Below are 20,485 nucleotides of genomic sequence, written 5' to 3' on the forward strand. Positions count from 1 at the left end.
TCTCATCTTGCGTTCGGATCGCTTTAATATTGGATTGGGCGATTTTTTCAATGGAAACTTGATCCGTTATCTCTTTGGATAGATCCGTTTGCGACTTTTCGCTTCCGTTGGAATCCGCCATGCTGCTATTTGCTTTGGTTGCGCCGTTTTGGGTTTCACTGATGGTCGTCTCTTTAGGTACAAACCGATCCGTATTGACATTAGCAACGTTATTAGCACTGTTGTTCATGAAAACTTGATTGGACTGAAGAGAAGATATATTCGAGCTTATCATTGAAAGCTCCTTTGTTTAAATACTGTAAGTATAAATTCTATCACCTTAAATGGTGATAGAGAAGAGATATTAATGTAAATCGGCGTTCAGCTTGACTTCGCGGGTTGAGCGGCGAATGAGCAATTGTCCTGTTGTAGAGTCTTGACGATAGTGGATACCGTTCAATCCTACCAAATCTTTACCTTTAAAACTCTCTCCGCTGAGGGTAGCGTTAGGATTTGCTTCTTTTATTTTAGCAAGCTCTTGCGGATTAACTGCGAATTTGGTTCCGGCTAATACTGCAATTCCTGCATCAACGATACATCCGTCGCCCAAAGCAATCCCGGTAACGGAATTAGCACCCAAAAGGGTATTTTTCCCGATAGTGACAGGAATTCCGTCAGTACCGCTCAAAACTCCGAGGATTGAAGCCCCTCCGCCTACGTCAGAGCCGTCACCGACAACTGCAGAGCTTGAAATACGTCCTTCAACCATACTCACACCCGTTGTTCCGGCATTAAAGTTGACATAGCTTGCACCCGGCATAATGGTTGTTCCTGCATGAAGCTGAGCTCCAAAACGAACTTTTGAATCATCCAACACGCGTGTATTGTTGGCAGGAATGATGTGTTGGAGATAGCGAGGGAATTTATCGACGAAATCAATTTTAGGATATTCGTTTGCAAATTTAAGCTCGATCTCGTTCTCACGCAGCCATTCCAGCTCAATCGGCTGACCGTCTGACCAAGCAACATTATGCAAAGCTCCGAAAGCCCCGTTTAGATTAAGTGAACGAAGCGGCGCCTTAGATGTAGAGAGGGCATAGAGTTTAAGATACGTCCCTTCCACGCTGACACATGCGACATCGTTAAATAAAAGAACCAGACGAAATTCCCCGTCTCGCATTCCGCGCTCTTTGATTTGGTTATACAGGGCGGAGATGACCTGAATATTCTTGTGTGCGTCACCGAATGCTTCTTCAGAGTAGGGTGTAAATGCGTTCAAACACCCTTCCAAAAATTTCAGCGTTACCGGTATGATGACTTCATCTGCCGAAAAATCAACATTAAAACCTTGTTCTTGAGCACTTTTAATAAAGATAGCGGCACTGCCGAAATTTTCATTCCAGTTAATGTGCGGATAAGTCGCCTGAAGGATCTTATCACTGTTAAGCTGGCCAAAATCGATACGGCATATACCGAAAGCTAACGGATTTTTATATCCTTCACTCTTCTGGATTTCTTCTACACATGCTTTGAAGGCCGTTTCGGTCTCTAAAATTTCCATATTTGCTCACTTGTTATAAAATTAATAGGTAATTTTACCATAAGAGCCTATGGATGGGTTGAATGTTGCGTGTTATACTACCGCTATATTATTATTATTGGAACAATTATGGAACAGTGGATTACTTTATTAAAAGCAAATGACTATCTCGGAATCAAAAAATTTCTCAAGAACGGCGGTAACCCGAACGAGACGGAGGAAAATGGGGAATCGGTTATTTGTTTTGCAATGAGATATCATTGTGATTCGGAAGTGATCGATTTACTGATCGAGAATGGGGCGAACATTCATCAAGTGGATGATGCCGGAGTCAGCGTATTTGACGTTGCCGTCACGTATAACAATCTTGCGTTGATCGAACGACTGATCCAAGACGGTTTTGATGTCAATAATCCTACGCGCAAGAGCGGCTTTACCCCGCTAATGGCAGCGGTCTGTTACGGACGTGTCGAAGTCATCGAAAAACTTTTAGAGATGGGTGTCGATATAGAAGTACGGGATGCTTACGGTTTAAATGCGATGGATTTTGCCCGTAAAATGCACAAAAAATCAATTTTAGCTCTTTTAGAAAGGGACCAAGATGGAGCAGATTAAAACTTTTTTACTATTAGGCTCTTTGAGTGTCTTGCTTGTTTTAATTGGCGGATACTTTGGGGGAAGCGGCGGGATGCTGATTGCGCTGCTGATGGCAGGCGGGATGAATTTCTATGCCTATTATTTTTCTGATACGATGATACTCAAACACTACAACGCCCAGGAAGTTGACCCGAGAGAAGCCCCTATGCTTTACCGCGTTGTTGAACGTTTGGTAGAACGCGGCAATTTGCCGATGCCTAAAGTCTATATCATTCATGACCATATTCCCAATGCTTTTGCAACGGGGCGCAATCCTGAGCATGCTGCCGTTGCGATCACTACCGGTTTGCTCGAATTACTGAGTGAAGATGAGATAGAGGGGGTGATGGCGCATGAGCTCTCCCATGTCGGACACCGTGATATCCTTATCGCGACCGTTGCCGCAACCATCGCCGGCGCAGTTGCGTTTATCGCCAATATGATGCAATTTGGTGCAATGTTTGGCCGTAATAACCGAAATGGCAATCCCATCATGATGATTGCTATGGCTATACTGCTCCCTATCGCTGCCAGTATTATTCAAATGACGATCAGCCGTTCACGTGAATTTATGGCGGATGAAGGGGCTGCACGTTTAACCGGCCATCCCGAATGGCTTCAAAATGCACTGATAAAATTATCCAATTACAATGGGAGAGGGGAAGTGCAGGGGGCAACGCCGGAAAATGCCCATATGTTTATCATCAGTCCGTTTGAGGGAAAAAATATTTCGTTTGGCAATCTTTTTCGGACACATCCGACAACGCAGCAGAGACTAGAGCGATTGGAAGCATTAAAAAGGGAATTCGCGGCACCTGCAGAGCAAAATAAACTCTATGACCGACATTATGTTTAAGTTTATTCAGACTCTATTTTGAAGGTAAAATGAGGCTTTCGCGGAGTATGGTTTTTCGGATTTTTAAAAAAAGCATAACGATACACAACATACAAACCAAGGCTTATGCCTAACCCTATCAGTAAATAATTCATTGCATTCATCTATACCCCTTCTTTTGTGATAAAAGTAGATCGGCATATTATAATAAAACTTTATTTTTTATTGTTTGCTGTGATTTGATAATTGATTGATTTTTCTTCCAAAGCATTAATAAAAAGCTGAAAACTGCTGCTGCATAATTCTTCATCAAGGGACGCAACCGAAATTTCGACAAGCGGATTTCCGTTATTGATCATCGGCAGAGATGAAAAATCAACATCTTTATCGAGTTTGACCATCACATCGATAAGAGTATTCTCACTGGTTTGTGCAATCAGGGTTTGCCGGTGGAGTTCTGGAGCATTAGGATAAAAACGCTCCAGCGCTTCTTCGACCATAGGATGCGACATTTCCGGAAATCCCGGCATAAAAAAGTAGCGATCATCAAGATAAAAACCTGACATATTATTAATACTGTTGTGCAGTAATTCTGCATTTTTAGGCAGTTCGGCCATATGGATACGATGAGGATATGCCGCATCAGCAAAGCGTTCAATGATATCGCCGGAAAACTTTTCATGAGGTATCAACTCCCCATCCCTAAAAATATCAGCCGCAATCTGCCGGGTAAGATCATCGGGTGTTGAGCCGATTCCGCCAAAACTGAACATGACGGCATCCGGGTCATTTTTGATCATCTTAAACGTATTATGGATTAAGGACGTATCATCTTTAATGATAAAAGAGGCAAACAAAGTATGGCTTCGTCGGCGAAGTGCATCCCTTACAAAAAGGAAATGTTTATCATCACGGCGTGCATTGAGAATTTCAGAACCGATAATTACAGCATAAAAATGTGGTGTTTTCATACAAGATTATAGCATGGGGAATGGTAGATTCTAAAGATAGGGAATAAATTCCCTAAAAGATTATTGGAGATTGGAAAGAATTTCTTTTTCGACGATGTCGATTTTTTGGGTTCCGTCGATCGTAATATATTTAACGGATGTATCTGAAGCAGCAACCCCTTTGTAGTAGTTGACAAGCGGCGCAGTTTGTTCATGATACACACGGAGGCGATCCAGAACCACTTCGGCCTTATCATCATCCCGTTGAACCAAATCTTCACCGGTCTCATCATCTTTTCCGTCCACTTTCGGCGGATTGAAAACGACATGATACGTACGGCCCGATGCAAGGTGTGCACGGCGCCCTGACATACGTTCTACGATAACACTGTCAGCAACATCGATCTCGATTACCGCATCGATAGCTACACCCGCTTCTTTAAGTGCATCCGCTTGAGGAACAGTACGTGGGAAACCGTCAAGTAAAAAACCGTTTTTACAGTCATCTTGCAAGATACGCTCTTTGACTAATCCGATAATGATTTCATCCGTAACGAGTTTGCCGGAGTCCATAAACGATTTTGCCAATGTACCAAGCTCTGTTCCCGCTTTAATCGCAGCACGGAGCATATCTCCGGTAGAGATTTGCGGGATATCGAATGTTTTGGTCAAAAATTGAGCCTGTGTCCCTTTTCCTGCACCTGGTGCACCTAAAAGAATAATTTTCATATTTATATTTCCTATCAATTAGATTTTTGATTCAATAAAGAGTTCCATTTCATCCACTATGGCTTCAATAGAACGTTCTCCGTTGATTTTGTGGAGGAGATTCTTTTCCTCATAAAAAGCTTGAATGATCATTAAAGGATCAGTATACACTTTCATGCGGTTGTTAAAAACTTCTACCTTGTCATCACTGCCGCGAGAACGGCCGAGGACACGCTCACGCGCAACCTCTTCGCTTACTACGACTTCGATAACACTTACGAGTTCAATCTCAGTATCGTTTGAGAGGAATTGATCGAGTTCATTCATTTGTTCGAATGATCGGGGATAACCGTCGAATAATATGATATCGGAGGGGGCTGATTTGATTGCACTGGTAATCGTATCGATTGCTATTTCAATCGGAACGATAAGCCCTTTGCTGATAAAACTGTCGATCAACTGACCGCGTTCCGATCCGCTGGCAACTTCTGCACGGAGCAGATCCCCTGTCGAGTAGTGGACGATTGTCTCTTCGTTACGTTTTGCAATAATCTCTGCATCGGTCGTTTTACCTGAGCCCGGTGCACCGATGATCAAAAACAGTTTTTTCATTGTGCCGCTTTGTTATTTTCACGTAAACGGATATGAAGCTCACGAAGCTGAGTCAGTTCTACCGGGCTTGGGGCTTGCGTCATGATACACGATGCTTTTTGAGTTTTAGGGAACGCGATTACGTCACGAATACTGTCTTTTTTCGAAAGCAGCATCATGAAACGGTCAAATCCGATCGCAAAGCCACCATGCGGTGGCGCACCGAATTTAAGAGCATCGAGTAAGAATCCGAATTTCTCTTGTGCCTCTTCTTCTCCGATACCCAACAGGGTAAAGATTTGTTCTTGCAATGCCTGTTTATGGATACGAATCGACCCGCCGCCGAGTTCCGTACCGTTGAGTACGATATCGTATGCGATTGATTCGATATCTTCAAGGTGTTCGTGGTTTAAATCACGCGGCATGGTGAACGGGTGGTGAAGGGCTTTGACCCGTCCCTCTTCGATTTCGAACATCGGGAAATCGACAACCCAGACAAATTCGAAGCGATCTTTGTCAATCAGGTTCATCTTCTCATGCTCGGCGATAAAGATACGGAAACGTCCCATATAATCCCAAACGGTTTTCTTGTCACCCGCACCGAAGAAGACAACGTCTCCCACTTCCATACCGGTACGATCGATGAGAAGCTGTAAGTCTTCAGGTGCAAAGAATTTTTCCAACGGACCTTTGAGACCGTCTTCTTTCATCTGGAAATAACCCAGACCTTTTGCACCAAATTTGCGAACATAATCTTCAAAACTTTTCATCTCACGCTTGGAGAAAGCCAAATCGGCGCCCGGAACACGAAGCGCTTTGATACGGTTCATTTTCGGGTTGGCCGCGATAGCGGTAAAAATCTCATTATCGCAGCGTGCAAAGATGTCGATTACATCGACCATTTTAAGGTCATATCTAAGATCCGGTTTATCTGATCCGTACCATTCCATCGCATCGGAGTATTTGATACGGTTAAACGGTGTGTGAACTTCGTGGCCTGCAGCGGCGAACATACCCGTAATCAGCTCTTCGGCGACACGGATAACGTCTTCTTGGTTACAAAAGCTCATCTCGACATCGATTTGGGTAAATTCGGGCTGACGGTCGGCACGCAAATCTTCATCACGGAAACATTTGGCAATTTGGAAATAGCGGTCAAATCCGCCTACCATCAAAAGTTGTTTAAAGAGTTGAGGAGATTGGGGGAGGGCATAGAACTCGCCCTCGTGTACGCGGCTCGGTACGAGATAGTCACGCGCACCCTCAGGAGTTGATTTGGTCAAGATCGGGGTTTCTACTTCCAAAAATCCGAGACGGTCAAGGACGTTACGTGCCGCGATTGCCGCTTTTGAACGGAGCATAAATGTATTGTACATCGATGGGTTACGCAAATCGAGGTAACGGTATTTGAGACGGATCTCTTCACCGACATTGTTATCACCGATACCGAATGGGACCGGCTCAGAGCGGTTTTCGATGATCAGTTCTTCGACAACTACTTCGATAGCACCGGTTTTGAGGCGCGGATTGACCAGACCTTCACCACGGTTACGAACACGTCCATGGGCTATAAGGACGAATTCGTCACGCACTTCACTCGCAAGTTTATGAGCATGGGCATTATCAGCAGGGTCACAAACGAGTTGAATCAAACCGCTTTTGTCGCGTAAATCGATAAATACGATTCCGCCATGGTCACGGTAGCTGTTCGCCCATCCGCACAAAACGACACTGTCGCCTACGTTTGATTCACTTAAATCGGTACAAAAATGACTTCTCAATGCAAAGTCCTTAGATAATATTTTTCGCAATTATAGCGGGTAGAAACTTTTGGTTTGATAATAGCGGTGTATGATGGAAGACGTATCGTCTTTAGAAATGTTAATGATCAGTCTATTTCTAACAAAATAACTAAAAAATATTATTTTTAATTTAATTAAGCCTTTATACGTTTATAATACATAAAACTAATTATCTAAAGCAGAGAATAATATGGCTACTGAGAAGAAGGAAGATCAAGATTTATCGGAAATAGAAGAAGCCAATGAAAATTTATTGAAAATTTTATCTGAATTGGCCAATGTCATTAGTATGGAAGAAAAATACCGGGACGCCGGGATAGGGATGAAAAATAATGAAACCTTGTCCAAGCTGATTGAACGTATGAATAAACTTCGATTAAATACAGAGCAGGGGCCTATCGAAACATAATCGGCTATATGGTAGAATCTCACTGATTTCAAAGGATAGTTATGCGCACTTCATCTTTTCTTCTCATCGCTACATATTGATGGACTACCATTTTGCACTTCTTCTTATTTTTGCTGTATTAGGAACAATTTTTTTTATTCTATTATTTCTTAAAGACTATCGACATACTATATTTTTGTCGAAGCTAAAGAAATTGCCGTTTCCAGAGCGGTATCAAATGATCATCGACAAAACACCTCATTATAATAGACTTAATGCAGCCGATCAGACAAAACTTCAACACACCATCATGTATTTTATTCATACTAAAGAATTTATCGGCGTAGGATTGGATGTGGACGACGAGATGAAAGTTCTTATTGCTTTCTACGCCTGTTTGCTATTGATCCGCAAGAACTGCGATAATTGTTATGAAAACCTCAAAACGATCATCATTTATCCTCATTCTGTAATGATCAAACAGGTTCAATCCTACGGAGGAATTTATGCCAAAGAGCAGTTTATGATAGAAGGGCAGTCATCTAACGATACCGTAGTGCTTACATGGCATGAAGCGAAAAAAGAGTCCTATCATATGAGACATAATAATGTCATCATTCACGAGTTTGCGCATGAGATTGATTTTATGGATGGAGAGATTGACGGGGTGCCGCCGATTGAGCAGTCAAAATATGATGGATGGGTGAATATTCTTTTTAAAGAGTTTAAGATACTCAATACCATTGTTCTCAAAAACCGTGATTGGGGAAAATACAAACTCTTAGGTGCCTACGCTGCAACGAACGAAGCAGAGTTCTTTGCCGTTGCCACAGAACGGTTCTTTGAAACTCCAGTCTCATTAAAATTGCATTTTCCGGAACTCTATCATGAATTGGAAGATTTCTATCAGATTGATACCGCAGGGCTCTTTTCCTAAAAGAATATTTTCAATATAATATATATTATGTTAATCAATAATATCTTTTTTAACTACACCTTCATTTAAATCTGTTCGTAGACGTATACGCTTTCCCGTATATAGTGTTTTTTTGTAATTCAGCAATTTTTGTATAAACTGTCGCAATGGAATCAACAAAAGAACAACTCATTACTGATATCGAAAATCTTCTGAACCGCTATGAAGGACTAAAGCCAACGCACATTGATCCTGCACTTTTGCAGTTTCTTGACAGACAGACACTCCTGAGTATCATCGATTCGATTCTACGTCAACAAGAAAAGACCAATGAATCTAATATTGAGTGGCTTGAGCAATTTAAAAAATTATAACAGTCACATTATTGTCACAAAAACCGTTATTGCCAAATAATCAATTAAAATTGTTTTTTTAAGGTAATGCTAAAAAATATTATCTATAATAACAACAATTATCCACAGTGATATTTTTTAACACCTGCACTAAAATTTAAAGGAGTTCCCGTGTCATCTAATGTAGATTTGATTCAACTTACTGAACAAACCAAAAAACTTACAGCTATGGTTGTAGAAGACGAAGTTGTCGCCAATGACCTTTTAAGTTCAACGTTCAAAAACTTTTTTGCTGACGTTACTTCGGCATATAACGGCGCTGAAGCTTTGCGTATGTATGAGAAAGTCAATCCGGACATCGTTTTTGTTGACATTATCATGCCGGAGATCGATGGTATCGAGCTAGCGCGCCGTATCCGTTCCATTAATCCATCACAAATCATTATCGTTATCTCTGCTAGTAACGATATCCAAAAAATTTCTGAGTCAATTGAAGTGGGTGTCAACAGCTTTATCCAGAAACCGATCGATACGAAAAAGATTCTTGAAATGCTTCAAAACATTACCAGTCTTGTTTCACGCCGCAAAAAAATTGAAACCAAAACATTCTCAATTTCATTACCGTTGGATGTTTATGAATTGGTTGACGACAATGCAAAAGCGGAGAGTATCTCTAAAAATGCTGTCATTATCCGTGCTCTTCGTTCATTCTATAACGACTAAACTCCCCTCTTCCCGCTTTTGCGGGAAAAATATCAAGATTTAGCTTTTTTTCAGCAACTAAGTCATATAATTTCGGCTCAGGTTTACCTGTATGTTTTTTTTTTAAAAGTGGCTCCATCATCTAATGGTTAGGATTTCAGATTTTCATTCTGGTCATAGGGGTTCAAATCCCCTTGGAGTCACCATTTAAACCCCCTATTCTGCATTATATCAATCAACTTTACTTTTATCAGATACCCATTTAGGTGACCACTCTTTGATTTGATCTTTTTTAGCTATTATTCCCCATGCAATAAAAAAGAAAAATTCTTTTCATTATTACACCTATTCATAATTTATACTAAAAGGTTCTTATTCAATGTCTAAAAGCGTTAAAACTGCTTTACTCGCAAATGCCATTATTGCCGGGGCTAAAGGTCTGGCAGCATTTTTTACAGGTTCTGCATCGATGATGGCAGAAGCCATACACAGTTCTGCGGACTGCGGAAATCAAGTTTTGGTCTTGGTCGGGCAAAAGCAAGCGGCACGCGGCAAATCGGAAGCGCACTCCTTTGGTCAAGGAAAGGCAAACTTTTTTTGGTCTTTTGTGGTTGCCGTGGTACTTTTTTCTCTCGGCGGATTGTTTTCAATTTATGAAGGTATTCATAAAATCATGCATCCTGAAGAGATCAAAAATCCCCTGCTGATTGTAGGGATCATTCTTCTTGCGGTAGTTCTTGAGGGCGGTGCATTGAAAGTTGCATTGCAAGAGAGCGGTACAAAACTCAAAGACATCTTTAAAACGATTGAAAAAAGTTCATCATCTCATATTTTAGTGGTTCTTATCGAAGATGCAGGTGCTCTTTTAGGGCTTTTTATTTTATCAATAGGGTTGATTCTCTCGGTGTTTGTCGATCCTATTTTTGACGGTATTGCTGCATTCATAATAGGGATTTTGCTTCTTTCTCTCTCAACAATTTTATTCATTGAACTCAAAAAACTGATCATTGGTGAAAGTTTGGACAGAGATACAATTAAAAGAATCAAAAACTTAATTAAAGAAGAGTCAACCGTACTGGTGCACATCAACTCGGTACGAAGTATGTTTATCGGTTCGGAAGAAGTCTTATTAATTATCTCAATGAATATCAAAGATGATAAATTAGGTTATGAAATCGAGCAGGATATCAAAGAATTGAAGAATAAAATTCAAACCATGCTCAAAGAACATAAACTGCATGTTTATATTGATGTCTTTGAATTTTAACGATTACGCGACTTCCCTATTACAAATAGACTGATCGGTTTCTACCCTCATGCTTTGCCATATACAAAGCTTCATCACTTCTTTTGATGAAGGTCATCATGTTGTCGCATTCGGTATAAGAGGCAACGCCTAAACTGACGGTGAGATGGTTCACTGTTTCAAAGGTGTACTCATCAACTGCTTTTCTTATCTCCTCGGCAAGCGTCATCGCTCCCTCTCTTGGCGTACCCGGACATACAATCATAAATTCTTCACCGCCATATCTCCCACAGCAATCAATATTTCGTGTATTGACCTTTATAATTTCGGCCATTTTTTGAAGAACGGTATCTCCTGTTTGATGACCATAGGTATCATTTATTTTTTTAAAATAGTCAATATCGATCATTATAATTGATAAAGGAGTATTGAATCGTTTTGATTTTTCAACTTCCAGATAAAGACACTCATCTATTTTTCGTCGATTAAAGAGATGGGTAAGTTTATCAATCAGGGCCAATGTCTCGAGTTCTTTTTTCGCAGTGATATCAATACCTACAGCCATATAAGAGAGGATCGTGTCATTTTCATCTTTAATGGGGACAATCGTTTGTTTTAGCCAATAAGGTTGACCTTCTTTTGATTTGTTTTTTATTTCACCTTCCCAGCGTTCCCCTAATGAAATCGTTTTCCATAAATTCTCAAAAGTCTCATTTGTTGTCTCCGGATGACGCACAATATTCATTGTCTTTCCGATGAGTTCTTCTTTTGCATAACCGCTGACATTAGCAAATGCAGTACTGATAGAGGTAATAAGTCCATTTGTTTTGGTCGTTACCGTGATGACATAACGATCAATGATAGAGGCAAAACGTTTTAGCTCCGCATTGGAGTTATATAATGCGTGCTGAAGTTTTGCAGGTTCACGTGAAGCATACATGGCTAAAGGAATACTCAACAAGAGACTTAAAAATGCCACAATAAGTGTTGCCGTTCTGTTGCTGGACTTTAACGAATGTATCATGTTTTCTTTCGGTTTGAGCAGGAAAATTGCATGGTCGTCATTTTTGAGTATAGAATCCAATGGGTAGGCGAAAACCTTTGCGCTATTGACATTACCCGCAAGAATAGCTGCAGCAGCATCCGGAAAGTCTTCATAAAGATCTCTTTTTATACCGGTATATTTATTCCATGAATAGCGGCTGTCCGGGTGGAGAATATAGTGCCCTTCACTATCAATAATAAAGATATCAAATAGCGGAGAATTTTCTACAGACTCATACAGCTCTTGAGAAAGCATATTACAAATGATCATTCCCGCAAACTTGTGTTCTTGATAAAGCGGCACCGCAATTCTTATGGTCGGCCTAAAAGGTATTTCGATTTTTCCATTCTCAATGTTAAGATCCAGACGTGAGTGCCATATTGTTGATGTCGTCATTTTGCTGACGATTTGAAAATAATCACGAAGACTTTTGTCTTGAAGCATTGAGTCTTTGACGATATAGGGCAGACTTTGTGCATTGTCTCGGTTGATCCGAATAACTTCCTTTCCATGAGCATCGATAAGTCTTGTTTGCATAATCGATTTATCGGTATCAGTTACGGTTAAAAACAGCTTCTGTAGTTCATGTTTTTTTCCAATATCACCTAATTCTATAAATTCTTTCAATGTTTGATTATTGGCGATAGCCGTTACGATATCGTCCATCCGTTCGACATGTGGCTTAAGTATATAATTTTTTCTGCTGAATGAAACTTCTTGAGCACTTTTATTGACAGAGCCTTCGATGTCCAGCATATGAATTTTATAACTGATCAAAGAGCTTAATATGGTAATAAGTATCCCAAAGATAATAAAATAGCCCAAGAATTGTGATTTATAATTTTTGATAATCATTTTAATTCCTTTTCTATATAGAATTGTATCTTATTCAATTCTATTCTTATGTAAAAAACTTAATAAAATATATTCAATTAATTAAAATTAATCATAAATTTATGTGAAATATCCAAGTATTTGATATGATATTGATTTTATAATGCACTCTCTATTTGTCACTAAAGGATTACCATTCATACTCACGAAATCAAGATCATTCTGTATAGTTTTATCGGTTTGATTCTTTTGGGAACGTTGCTTCTAGCCCTGCCAATGTCCCATAACGGTGAAATTGATTTGATTGATGCTCTTTTTACCTCCACGTCGGCTGTATGTGTTACCGGACTGATCGTTAAAGACACCCCCGTTGATTTTACCCCTATAGGGCAAGTGATTATTATGCTTTTAATTCAAATCGGCGGATTGGGGTATATGACAGCCGCGACCTTTTTAGCTGTCATGAGACATCGTAAAATCGGTCACAGAGACCGTTTGATTTTACAAGAGTCCCTTAATTATCCGGGGATGAACGGGTTAGTTCGATTTTTAAAAATTGTATTTGCCTCAATATTTATTATTGAATTTATCGGAATGGTTATTTTAACACTGCGATTCTGGGTAGATATGCCTTTGGCCAAAGCAGCCTGGTTTGGGATATTTCATGCAGTCTCTGCGTTTAATAATGCCGGTTTTTCACTTTTCAGCGATAATATGATGCGCTATCGGGGCGATTTTATTATCAATTTTACGATCCCCGCATTGATCATTCTCGGGGGATTAGGGTACCTGGTTTTAACCGAACTGTATCACTATCAGAAAAAAGAGATTTTGAGACTCTCGACACATACCAAAATCGTACTGATAATGTCCGTCTTATTAATTATTATGGGGATGGTATTACTGCTGTCGCTGGAATGGGACAGAGCTTTTTTGAATATGCCATGGCATGATAAAATCATGGCGGCATGGTTCGCATCGGTGAACTATCGCACGGCCGGATTCAATACTATCGATATTTCTACATTGAGTGATGCGAATCTCTTTTTTGCTACCTTTTTTATGATGACCGGAGGCGGACCGGGAGGGACAGCCGGCGGTATTAAAATTACGGCTGTTGCGTTGGCCCTTATCGGGGTATGGTATACCATACGGGGCGATACACATGCCCATGTTTTTCGTAGATCCATATCTACCTATCAGATCAATAAAGCCTATGCGATTATCTTTATCGCATCCATCTATGTTGTTGTTTCAACCATCATCCTGAGTGAAATCGAAAGGCTCCCTTTTTTACGGATTTTATTTGAGACCTGTTCTGCCTTTGCTACGGTGGGAGTCTCTACCGGAAACGGAGGCGTCCTCAGCTACAGTGCACTTTTTGGTGACTGGGGTAAAATCAACATCATTATTCTTATGTTTATGGGTCGTATCGGTGTTTTTGCCTTTACGATCGTTATTGTCGGAAAAGCGGTTCAAAGCCGTATTAAATATGCAGAAGGAAAAATTGTATTATGAAAAATTTTGCGGTTATCGGATTAGGAAAGTTTGGATTTCATGTCGCAAAAGGTTTGGCGCAGCAAGGGCTGAGTGTTATAGCCGTGGATCAGGACGAAGAGCAGATACGGGAAATTAACGAATATGTTCAAGACGCTATCACTTTAGACTCAACCGATATCAGAGCTTTACGCGAAGCCGGCGTCGGGCAAGTCGATGTTGCAGTGGTCAGTATCGGAGAAAATATTGAGGCGAGTATCCTTACGGTCATGGCTCTCAAAGAGTTGGGGGTGGAGACGGTTGTCGCCAAAGCAATTACCACCGTACACGGCCAAATTTTATCGAAGCTCGGTGCGGCAAAAGTTATTTATCCGGAAATGGAATCGGCTAAAAAAATCGTTAAAAAAATGGTCGCGAATATGCATTATGAAACGATCGATCTTTCTATTACAATGAAAATCGCCAAACTTACCGTCCCCTCATTTTGGATCGGTCTTTCTATTCTTTCCCCGATTTTTGAAGCAGAGTTTGAGGTCAAACCGATCGCCTATAAGCATCAGGGGATTTGGTATACCTCATTTGAAAACAATGACATTCTTGAATCCGGGGATATTCTCGTCGTATTGGGCAACAGCGCCCATATTGAAGCATTGAGCAAAAGAGTATAGTCTCGTGATCAGAGTTTGTTGGCGATCTTTTTGAGCTCGTTGATAAGAGATTGCTGTCGTTTATAAATATATTCGATCAAATAACTTTCATAGGGTTCTTGCAGGTCCAATATAACAACGACTTTTGTAAAATCATCACTGTTTTGCACATATTGTATTTTCCCTTCGACCGCCATATTGACCATTCCTCCGTCCATATTTTCATTGGGCAGTTGAAATTGGAGCATTATTGAACTGTCAATACTCGGGACAATCTTAGAACCGCTGATTTTGCAGGCAATGGATTTAATCGAAATATCCATTATAGTGCCGGACATGACACTTTTAAAGGATGTCAAGGTGACATGCATACGGTGATCGCTCTGGATACGGATATGCTGACGGCTGTTTGCAGATGCTTTCAGCGGCTGAAAGGTATTCAGCACCGCGATTTTTTTCCCTATGTCGACGATCCTGATATTTGCCTGCAAGTCAAAAGGAATGCCGCTGGCCTGAATCACGGTCATATTTTCAAGCTTCATCGCATATCCCTGTATTTTTTCGATAGCAACGTAAAGCAGTCCGTCGGAGAGTTTGACCAAACGCGCGGGCGTGCTGATCCGAATCCCTTTGTAAAAATTCATTAGTTTTATCGGTGATTTATCAAGCATCAATTTTTCAAGATAATAAAGCACCTGTTCTTTCTCATTCATGTCATGACGTTTCCCTGAAACTTCATGATGCAAGAGATTGGAAATATCATTTGCCAACAGCTGTTTTTGATGAATATGATCAATTATTCCTATTGCTTTATTTAAATCGACGCCGTGCATATCAATGACGAATGAGTCAAGAACCAGTGCCGTTCCTTCAAATATACGGGTGGTTATATCCTTATGAAATTGTTCGAGTACATCTTTGAGGTCTTCGATATTCGCTCCGGGTGACATAACCGTATAGACATCTCTATGCCACTGTGCGATTTCGCTTTCACGGCTAAAATAGTTTTTTACAAGATGTAAGAGCTCTTTACAAATGTCATTGTAAATATTTTCACCGCTGCTATCAATAATTTTTTGACTGTTTTCAATATGTATCATGACGACAGGAATGGATTCGTCTTCACTGCTGTGAATCAAAAAAGCATCTTTAAGGATTTCAATAAAATTGATTCGATTTAAAAGTTTTTTTTCACAGCTTTGCAAAGGAAGCTTCAACGGAACGATTCCCAGAAGCGTTTGATTCTCCCTGAGCGGATACGTGGTAATGAAATATTCGGAGGAATCATTGACTGAATTGATCAAATTACGGGAAGTATATTGTTGCGATCCCGTTTTTTTGAGTATCTCACAGATCTCTCCGTTATGCAGGTATTCTTCAAATTCACTGAGTTGTTGAATACCAAAATGTTTTTTAGTGGATTCATTGGCATAGATTGCTTTCCCGCTTTTGATAATGGTAAACATATGTTGGGAATATTCGGCAATGCTGCGATGATGACCGTCACTGATGGATTCATTGTGCTTTTTAATCAAACTGGGAAGAATTTTGACCATCTCCTGAACATACGTTTCTTCTGTCTGCGGCAAAGACCCGACATACAACGCTTGAAGGGATAACGCGGCTTTGAAGATAGTGATATCCGTATGATCCGGTGTCAATATAACGCTCATAAGACGCTGAACCGATGTGGCAGCAGGTTTGAGCAAAGGGGATTTAAGTGATTGCGCCGTGATACAAAGAAGAAGAAGATGCGAATGGGATACACCACCGCTAGGCTCAGCCAGATTGCGTACACTTACGTTACGGAAGATCGACTTTGCTGTTTCGATAAACTGTAGAGAGAGATTTTCATCATAGATAATTACAAGATCTAAATGCTTGGCGAATTTAGCAAATTTTTGAATAGACAATTCATACCTACAGTTATTAAATGGGTTAAATTGTATCGCATGCTAAACTGTTCTCACCTTAAAAAATCTCAAAGCTCGGTTAAACCCAGCTTCTGCTAAAATCGCAAAAAAGTTTTAGGAAATATTTATGCTTCGTTTTGCCCCAAGTCCGACCGGTGACATGCACATCGGCAACCTTCGCGTCGCTTTATTTAATTATATATCAGCCGTCCAACGTGATGAACCGCTTTTGATCCGTATCGAAGATACCGACAAAGAGCGCAATATCCCAGGCAAAGAGAAAGAGATTTTTGAAATTTTGGCACTTTTTGGTATTCAACATCAAGAGGAACAGCTTCAGAGCAACAACCTCCGCTTTCACCGTGCTATGGCGGTTCAGCTCCTACAAGACAAAAAGGCGTTCAACTGTTTTTGTACGCCGGAAACTCTGGATGCTAAACGGGATGCTTCCAAAGAGGCCAAGATAGCGTATCGTTATGACGGTGCTTGTGAAAATTTAAGTGCTGACGCCGTCATTGACAATATGAATCCATTTACGATTCGTCTTAAAAAACCGACTCATCCGATAACCGTGACCGATTTGATCAAAGGGGAATCAACCTTTGCTCCTGATGATATCGACAGTTTTATTTTAATGCGGGCCGATAAATTCCCGACGTACAATTTTGCATGTGCCGTCGATGATATGCTCGCTGATATTTCTCTCATCATTCGGGGTGAAGACCATCTCAGCAATACACCCAAGCAGATTGCCATTCATGAAGCACTGGGATATACGAAAAAAGTGGAATATGCTCACCTTCCGATCATTCTAAATGCTGAGGGTAAAAAGATGTCCAAACGCGATGATGCTTCAAGCGTCAAATGGCTTCTTGAAGAGGGATACCTGCCCGAAGCGATCAGCAATTATCTTCTCCTGATGGGAAATAAAACCCCGAATGAGATTTTCAGTGTCAAAGAGGCGATCAAATGGTTCGATTTGAAAACCATTTCTAAAGCACCTGCCCATTTTGATATCGATAAACTGAAATTTATCAATCGTGAGCATCTCAAAGGCCTCGATCCGAAAGAGCTTTCCCGTTATGTCGGTTTTGCCGATGAAGAGATCGGACAGCTTGCCAAAGTATATCTGGATGAAGCCGGTACGCTTAAAGAACTTCGATCTAAAATTGCGACAGTTTTTGGTCCGAAAGAGGTTCCTGAAGAATTTAAAGAAGGGTATGCCATCTTGCGTGATTTGACCCTGAAAGCACCCCATTTCGATGACTATGATGCCTATAAAGGGTATCTGATGGAGCACAGCGGACTGAAAGGGAAGAATTTCTTTAAACCGCTGCGTATTCTCCTCAGCGGTGCCGAACACGGTCCTGAGCTTAGCGATCTGTATTGCTATCTGAAAAATTATCTTAAAGAGGTGGCCAAATGATGGGCAGTATTTTCGCAGGACTCGGTGGAATCGTCCATTCGCTTATCAGTGTCTATATATGGGTAGTGATCATCGGTGCCCTCCTCTCATGGGTTCGGCCTGATCCGTATAATCCTATCGTGCAGGTCATTAATCGGCTTACGGAACCGGCTTATCGGCTGGTACGCCGTATGATGCCGACGGTTTTTAACGGTCTTGATCTCGCACCTCTTATTTTGATCATATTGCTTCAAGTAGCTGATGTTCTTTTAGTCAATATTATCAATGCTGTGGTTATGTCGTGAAATATTCGCTCGTCCTTTCGGTTTTTCTTCTAACCAACGTTTGGGGGTTAAGCATTGAGGATATCAATGACAAACCCTCTTCACGGCAAAAGAACTTTTTGATATGGGAGTATTTGCATCAGGATATCAATGCCACTCAGGCATCAGAAGCTTTTTATCAAGTCGATAACGTGAATGAGCGTTTTTTATTTGACTATGCGGCTAAAACGGACGAAAGCGAGATCAAATATACGGCATCGTGCCTGCAGCAGCAAGCGTGTAATCTTCCGATGATTGTGCAAGACGATTGTTTGATGCTCGCCCTCACCCCGGCTAAGGCTACGGCACTAACTCCTGAAGAAAGGGAGACTATCGCAACACGTCTTAATAACCGTTTTGGAAATACCGAATGGCTGAGAGCGATGAATCAGGAGAGTTTGTATACCTCCACCTATAATTTAGAGAATGAAACGATACTTTTCCGTCTGGCCGGCGCTACGTATCGGCATGAGCATTTCAACCACACGCTCTCCTTGGATGTCATCCAAGCCCTGGCACAAAGTAAAAGCTTTGGTCAAATTGTCTTTCTTACGGTTACCGATCCGTCTATGGATCAGCTTCAACAATCATTACTGAGTATATTATTTGGCCATTTCGATCCTCAAACCCATTTTTTCCTTGCGATGAATGCTATCAAACATAAAAAACCTGAGGTCGCTCTGGAACACCTGAAAGCAGCCAAAGAGCGTTTTGGCAGGCTGATCGATAGAGATAAAACACTTTTTTGGCTCTATCAGATTACCAAAGATCAAAACTATCTTGATGAGCTTTCGAAAAGCCTCGATATCAATATGTATGTACTGTATGCCAGAGAACTGATGCAGCTGCCGACGGAGAACTATTTTACGACATTGCCGACAACACAGCGAACAGACAGTGAAAACGGTGTTGATCCGTTTAAATGGCGTCTTTTCGCTGAAGAAATCAAAGCCTCGACCCCTGAAACGGTTGTCAACCTGATTGATCGTACTGACGGCGAAGATTCTGTCGGTATACAGGGATATATACTGGAGCGGACGTATGGACCGTATGTCCATAATTTCACCATGCCCTATGATCAGCATATGACAACCTTGAGCAATGATCATAAAGCCATCATGTATGCCCTTATGCGTCAGGAAACACAATTTATTCCGGGACTTATTTCCCGTTCTTTTGCGCTTGGACTGATGCAGATCATGCCGTTTAATGTGGATTCGATCAGTAAAGTCAATCCGTTAAAACCGACAAACTATTTTGATATGCTGAAGCCTGAATACAGTATTGCCTATTCCATCGCCCATTTGCAGCATTTGTTCAATAACCTTTACAATCCCGTATTAATCGCCTATGGATACAATGGCGGACTCGGATCGACTAAGCGCCTGTTGACAGACGGCGGACGATTTTTGCCGGGAGAATATGAACCGTTTCTAAGTATGGAATTGATCGGAAATGATGAGAATAGAGAGTATGGCAAGAAAGTTCTTGCCAACTATGTTATGTACAAAAAGATTTTAGGTGAAGAAGTGTCGATCAAAGCTATTTTTGATAATTTAATACAACCGAGCCAGTCTGATTATTTTCGAGCCGAAGCACTAAAGAAGAATTTTGCTCTGAATTAAATTTGACATAATAATATCGATTCCAGTTGTTCTGGATCGGCATGAGTGCACGTCGTGGGTCTTTCTCCTCGAGTTGCTCAATCAATGCCGCTTCTTTTCCGTTCAGTCTCAGCGTATAGCCGTTTGACTCCAAATCCCGTTTTTTAGTAGTATCATCTTTTTCAAAATAGACGGAAGCGATAAAATTCTCACCTTCGCTGTATTTAATTGGGTCAACCTTATTAAGATACAATGTTGAGAAAATCGCTTTTGTCTCCAATGAGAGAAGAATGGCCCCGCTTCGAAGCTGCTCAACAGAACGCTCATGCGCTTCATCCATTTTAAAAAGATCAAATGCCCCTTTTTGTGAACATCCGCTGAACGCCAATAAAGCTGATAAAGCTATCCAAGAAAATCGCATCCTAATCCTTTAATCGTCGAATAAACATCATTATACGTCAACTCGCCTTAGAATTATTTAGCAAGTTCAAATCATGTATTGACTAACCGGGTGAAAGAACCTGAAATCTTGAGGCTGCAGCCATTATTTTGCACTAATCGGATGAATTAT

Annotated in this window: 21 protein-coding genes and 1 tRNA gene; 13 read left to right on the forward strand and 9 right to left on the reverse strand. The window is 40.8% G+C overall.

The genetic code is table 11. The features are described 5' to 3' along the window. Together WAO38_RS00415 and WAO38_RS00420 are read right to left on the reverse strand one after the other, a co-directional pair. On the reverse strand, positions 1 to 274 hold a 274-nt coding region (locus tag WAO38_RS00415; RefSeq protein WP_422233259.1), incomplete at its 3' end, for a hypothetical protein. Between the two features lie 69 nt (positions 275 to 343). Next, entirely contained in the window at positions 344 to 1,540 is a 1,197-nt protein-coding gene (locus WAO38_RS00420) for a tetrahydrodipicolinate N-succinyltransferase N-terminal domain-containing protein (protein ID WP_422233261.1), read from the reverse strand. Between the two features lie 108 nt (positions 1,541 to 1,648). Between WAO38_RS00420 and WAO38_RS00425 the strand changes: the two genes are divergently transcribed. Further along, positions 1,649 to 2,134, forward strand: coding sequence for an ankyrin repeat domain-containing protein (locus WAO38_RS00425; protein ID WP_422233263.1), 486 nt, complete (start codon positions 1,649 to 1,651; stop codon positions 2,132 to 2,134). Beyond that, the gene (gene htpX, locus WAO38_RS00430; RefSeq protein ID WP_422233265.1) at positions 2,121 to 3,011 is read left to right on the forward strand and encodes a zinc metalloprotease HtpX; all 891 of its coding nucleotides are present in this window, start codon (positions 2,121 to 2,123) and stop codon (positions 3,009 to 3,011) included. The genes WAO38_RS00425 and htpX overlap by 14 nt, the downstream gene beginning before the upstream one ends. Positions 3,012 to 3,205: 194 nt before the next feature. Here the strand turns inward: htpX and WAO38_RS00435 are convergent, their stop codons facing one another. The 4 genes from WAO38_RS00435 to aspS are packed head-to-tail and all read right to left on the reverse strand — an operon-like array spanning position 3,206 to position 7,020. Further along, a complete protein-coding gene (locus WAO38_RS00435) occupies positions 3,206 to 3,961 on the reverse strand; it encodes a competence/damage-inducible protein A (protein WP_422233267.1) in 756 nt (251 codons plus the stop codon). Positions 3,962 to 4,021: 60 nt separating this feature from the next. Further along, positions 4,022 to 4,669, reverse strand: coding sequence for an adenylate kinase (gene adk, locus WAO38_RS00440; protein WP_422233268.1), 648 nt, complete (start codon positions 4,667 to 4,669; stop codon positions 4,022 to 4,024). 18 nt (positions 4,670 to 4,687) lie between these two features. After that, entirely contained in the window at positions 4,688 to 5,260 is a 573-nt protein-coding gene (locus WAO38_RS00445; RefSeq protein ID WP_422233270.1) for an adenylate kinase, read from the reverse strand. After that, positions 5,257 to 7,020, reverse strand: coding sequence for an aspartate--tRNA ligase (gene aspS / locus WAO38_RS00450; protein WP_422233272.1), 1,764 nt, complete (start codon positions 7,018 to 7,020; stop codon positions 5,257 to 5,259). Before aspS ends, WAO38_RS00445 begins: the two co-directional genes overlap by 4 nt. 211 nt (positions 7,021 to 7,231) lie before the next feature. Here aspS and WAO38_RS00455 point away from each other — a divergent pair, with 211 nt between their 5' ends. From WAO38_RS00455 to WAO38_RS00480, 6 genes are all read left to right on the forward strand, one after another. Further along, positions 7,232 to 7,450 (forward strand): hypothetical protein, encoded by a 219-nt coding sequence (locus WAO38_RS00455; protein WP_422233274.1) that lies wholly within the window; start codon positions 7,232 to 7,234, stop codon positions 7,448 to 7,450. A 175-nt stretch (positions 7,451 to 7,625) separates the two neighbouring features. Next, positions 7,626 to 8,366, forward strand: a complete 741-nt coding sequence (locus WAO38_RS00460; RefSeq protein ID WP_422233276.1) for a zinc-dependent peptidase — start codon at positions 7,626 to 7,628, stop codon at positions 8,364 to 8,366. A gap of 146 nt (positions 8,367 to 8,512) precedes the next feature. Continuing rightward, complete coding sequence (locus WAO38_RS00465; RefSeq protein ID WP_422233278.1) at positions 8,513 to 8,719, forward strand: hypothetical protein; 207 nt, start codon at positions 8,513 to 8,515, stop codon at positions 8,717 to 8,719. Between the two features lie 150 nt (positions 8,720 to 8,869). Next, positions 8,870 to 9,421 carry a response regulator gene (locus WAO38_RS00470; RefSeq protein WP_422233280.1) on the forward strand — a complete coding sequence of 184 codons (552 nt, stop codon included), beginning with the start codon at positions 8,870 to 8,872 and terminating at the stop codon, positions 9,419 to 9,421. Positions 9,422 to 9,531: 110 nt separating this feature from the next. Continuing rightward, a tRNA-Glu gene (locus WAO38_RS00475) sits at positions 9,532 to 9,606 on the forward strand. A 173-nt stretch (positions 9,607 to 9,779) separates the two neighbouring features. After that, the gene (locus WAO38_RS00480; protein WP_422233281.1) at positions 9,780 to 10,667 is read left to right on the forward strand and encodes a cation diffusion facilitator family transporter; all 888 of its coding nucleotides are present in this window, start codon (positions 9,780 to 9,782) and stop codon (positions 10,665 to 10,667) included. Between the two features lie 19 nt (positions 10,668 to 10,686). Here WAO38_RS00480 and WAO38_RS00485 read toward each other — a convergent pair whose 3' ends face one another. Further along, entirely contained in the window at positions 10,687 to 12,546 is a 1,860-nt protein-coding gene (locus WAO38_RS00485; protein WP_422233283.1) for a sensor domain-containing diguanylate cyclase, read from the reverse strand. Positions 12,547 to 12,747: 201 nt separating this feature from the next. On the opposite strand from WAO38_RS00485, the gene WAO38_RS00490 reads away from it, so the two are divergent. Next, the gene (locus WAO38_RS00490; protein ID WP_422233360.1) at positions 12,748 to 14,043 is read left to right on the forward strand and encodes a TrkH family potassium uptake protein; all 1,296 of its coding nucleotides are present in this window, start codon (positions 12,748 to 12,750) and stop codon (positions 14,041 to 14,043) included. Next, complete coding sequence (locus WAO38_RS00495) at positions 14,040 to 14,690, forward strand: potassium channel family protein (RefSeq protein ID WP_422233285.1); 651 nt, start codon at positions 14,040 to 14,042, stop codon at positions 14,688 to 14,690. Before WAO38_RS00490 ends, WAO38_RS00495 begins: the two co-directional genes overlap by 4 nt. Before the next feature lie 8 nt (positions 14,691 to 14,698). Here the strand turns inward: WAO38_RS00495 and WAO38_RS00500 are convergent, their stop codons facing one another. Further along, positions 14,699 to 16,582, reverse strand: a complete 1,884-nt coding sequence (locus WAO38_RS00500; protein ID WP_422233287.1) for a diguanylate cyclase domain-containing protein — start codon at positions 16,580 to 16,582, stop codon at positions 14,699 to 14,701. A gap of 127 nt (positions 16,583 to 16,709) precedes the next feature. Here WAO38_RS00500 and gltX point away from each other — a divergent pair, with 127 nt between their 5' ends. Genes gltX through WAO38_RS00515 form a run of 3 tightly spaced genes read left to right on the forward strand, consistent with a single transcriptional unit; the run spans position 16,710 to position 19,935 of the window. Then, complete coding sequence (gene gltX, locus WAO38_RS00505) at positions 16,710 to 18,008, forward strand: glutamate--tRNA ligase (protein WP_422233289.1); 1,299 nt, start codon at positions 16,710 to 16,712, stop codon at positions 18,006 to 18,008. Continuing rightward, positions 18,005 to 18,292, forward strand: coding sequence for a YggT family protein (locus WAO38_RS00510; RefSeq protein ID WP_422233291.1), 288 nt, complete (start codon positions 18,005 to 18,007; stop codon positions 18,290 to 18,292). The genes gltX and WAO38_RS00510 overlap by 4 nt, the downstream gene beginning before the upstream one ends. Beyond that, positions 18,289 to 19,935 carry a transglycosylase SLT domain-containing protein gene (locus WAO38_RS00515; RefSeq protein ID WP_422233293.1) on the forward strand — a complete coding sequence of 549 codons (1,647 nt, stop codon included), beginning with the start codon at positions 18,289 to 18,291 and terminating at the stop codon, positions 19,933 to 19,935. Before WAO38_RS00510 ends, WAO38_RS00515 begins: the two co-directional genes overlap by 4 nt. On the opposite strand, the gene WAO38_RS00520 is transcribed toward WAO38_RS00515, so the two are convergent. Further along, positions 19,853 to 20,335, reverse strand: coding sequence for a hypothetical protein (locus WAO38_RS00520; protein WP_422233295.1), 483 nt, complete (start codon positions 20,333 to 20,335; stop codon positions 19,853 to 19,855). The two genes, WAO38_RS00515 and WAO38_RS00520, sit on opposite strands and share 83 nt — an antisense overlap. Positions 20,336 to 20,485: the final 150 nt, after the last annotated feature.

The organism is Sulfuricurvum sp., assembly GCF_049277495.1.
Taxonomy (GTDB): Bacteria; Campylobacterota; Campylobacteria; order Campylobacterales; family Sulfurimonadaceae; genus Sulfuricurvum.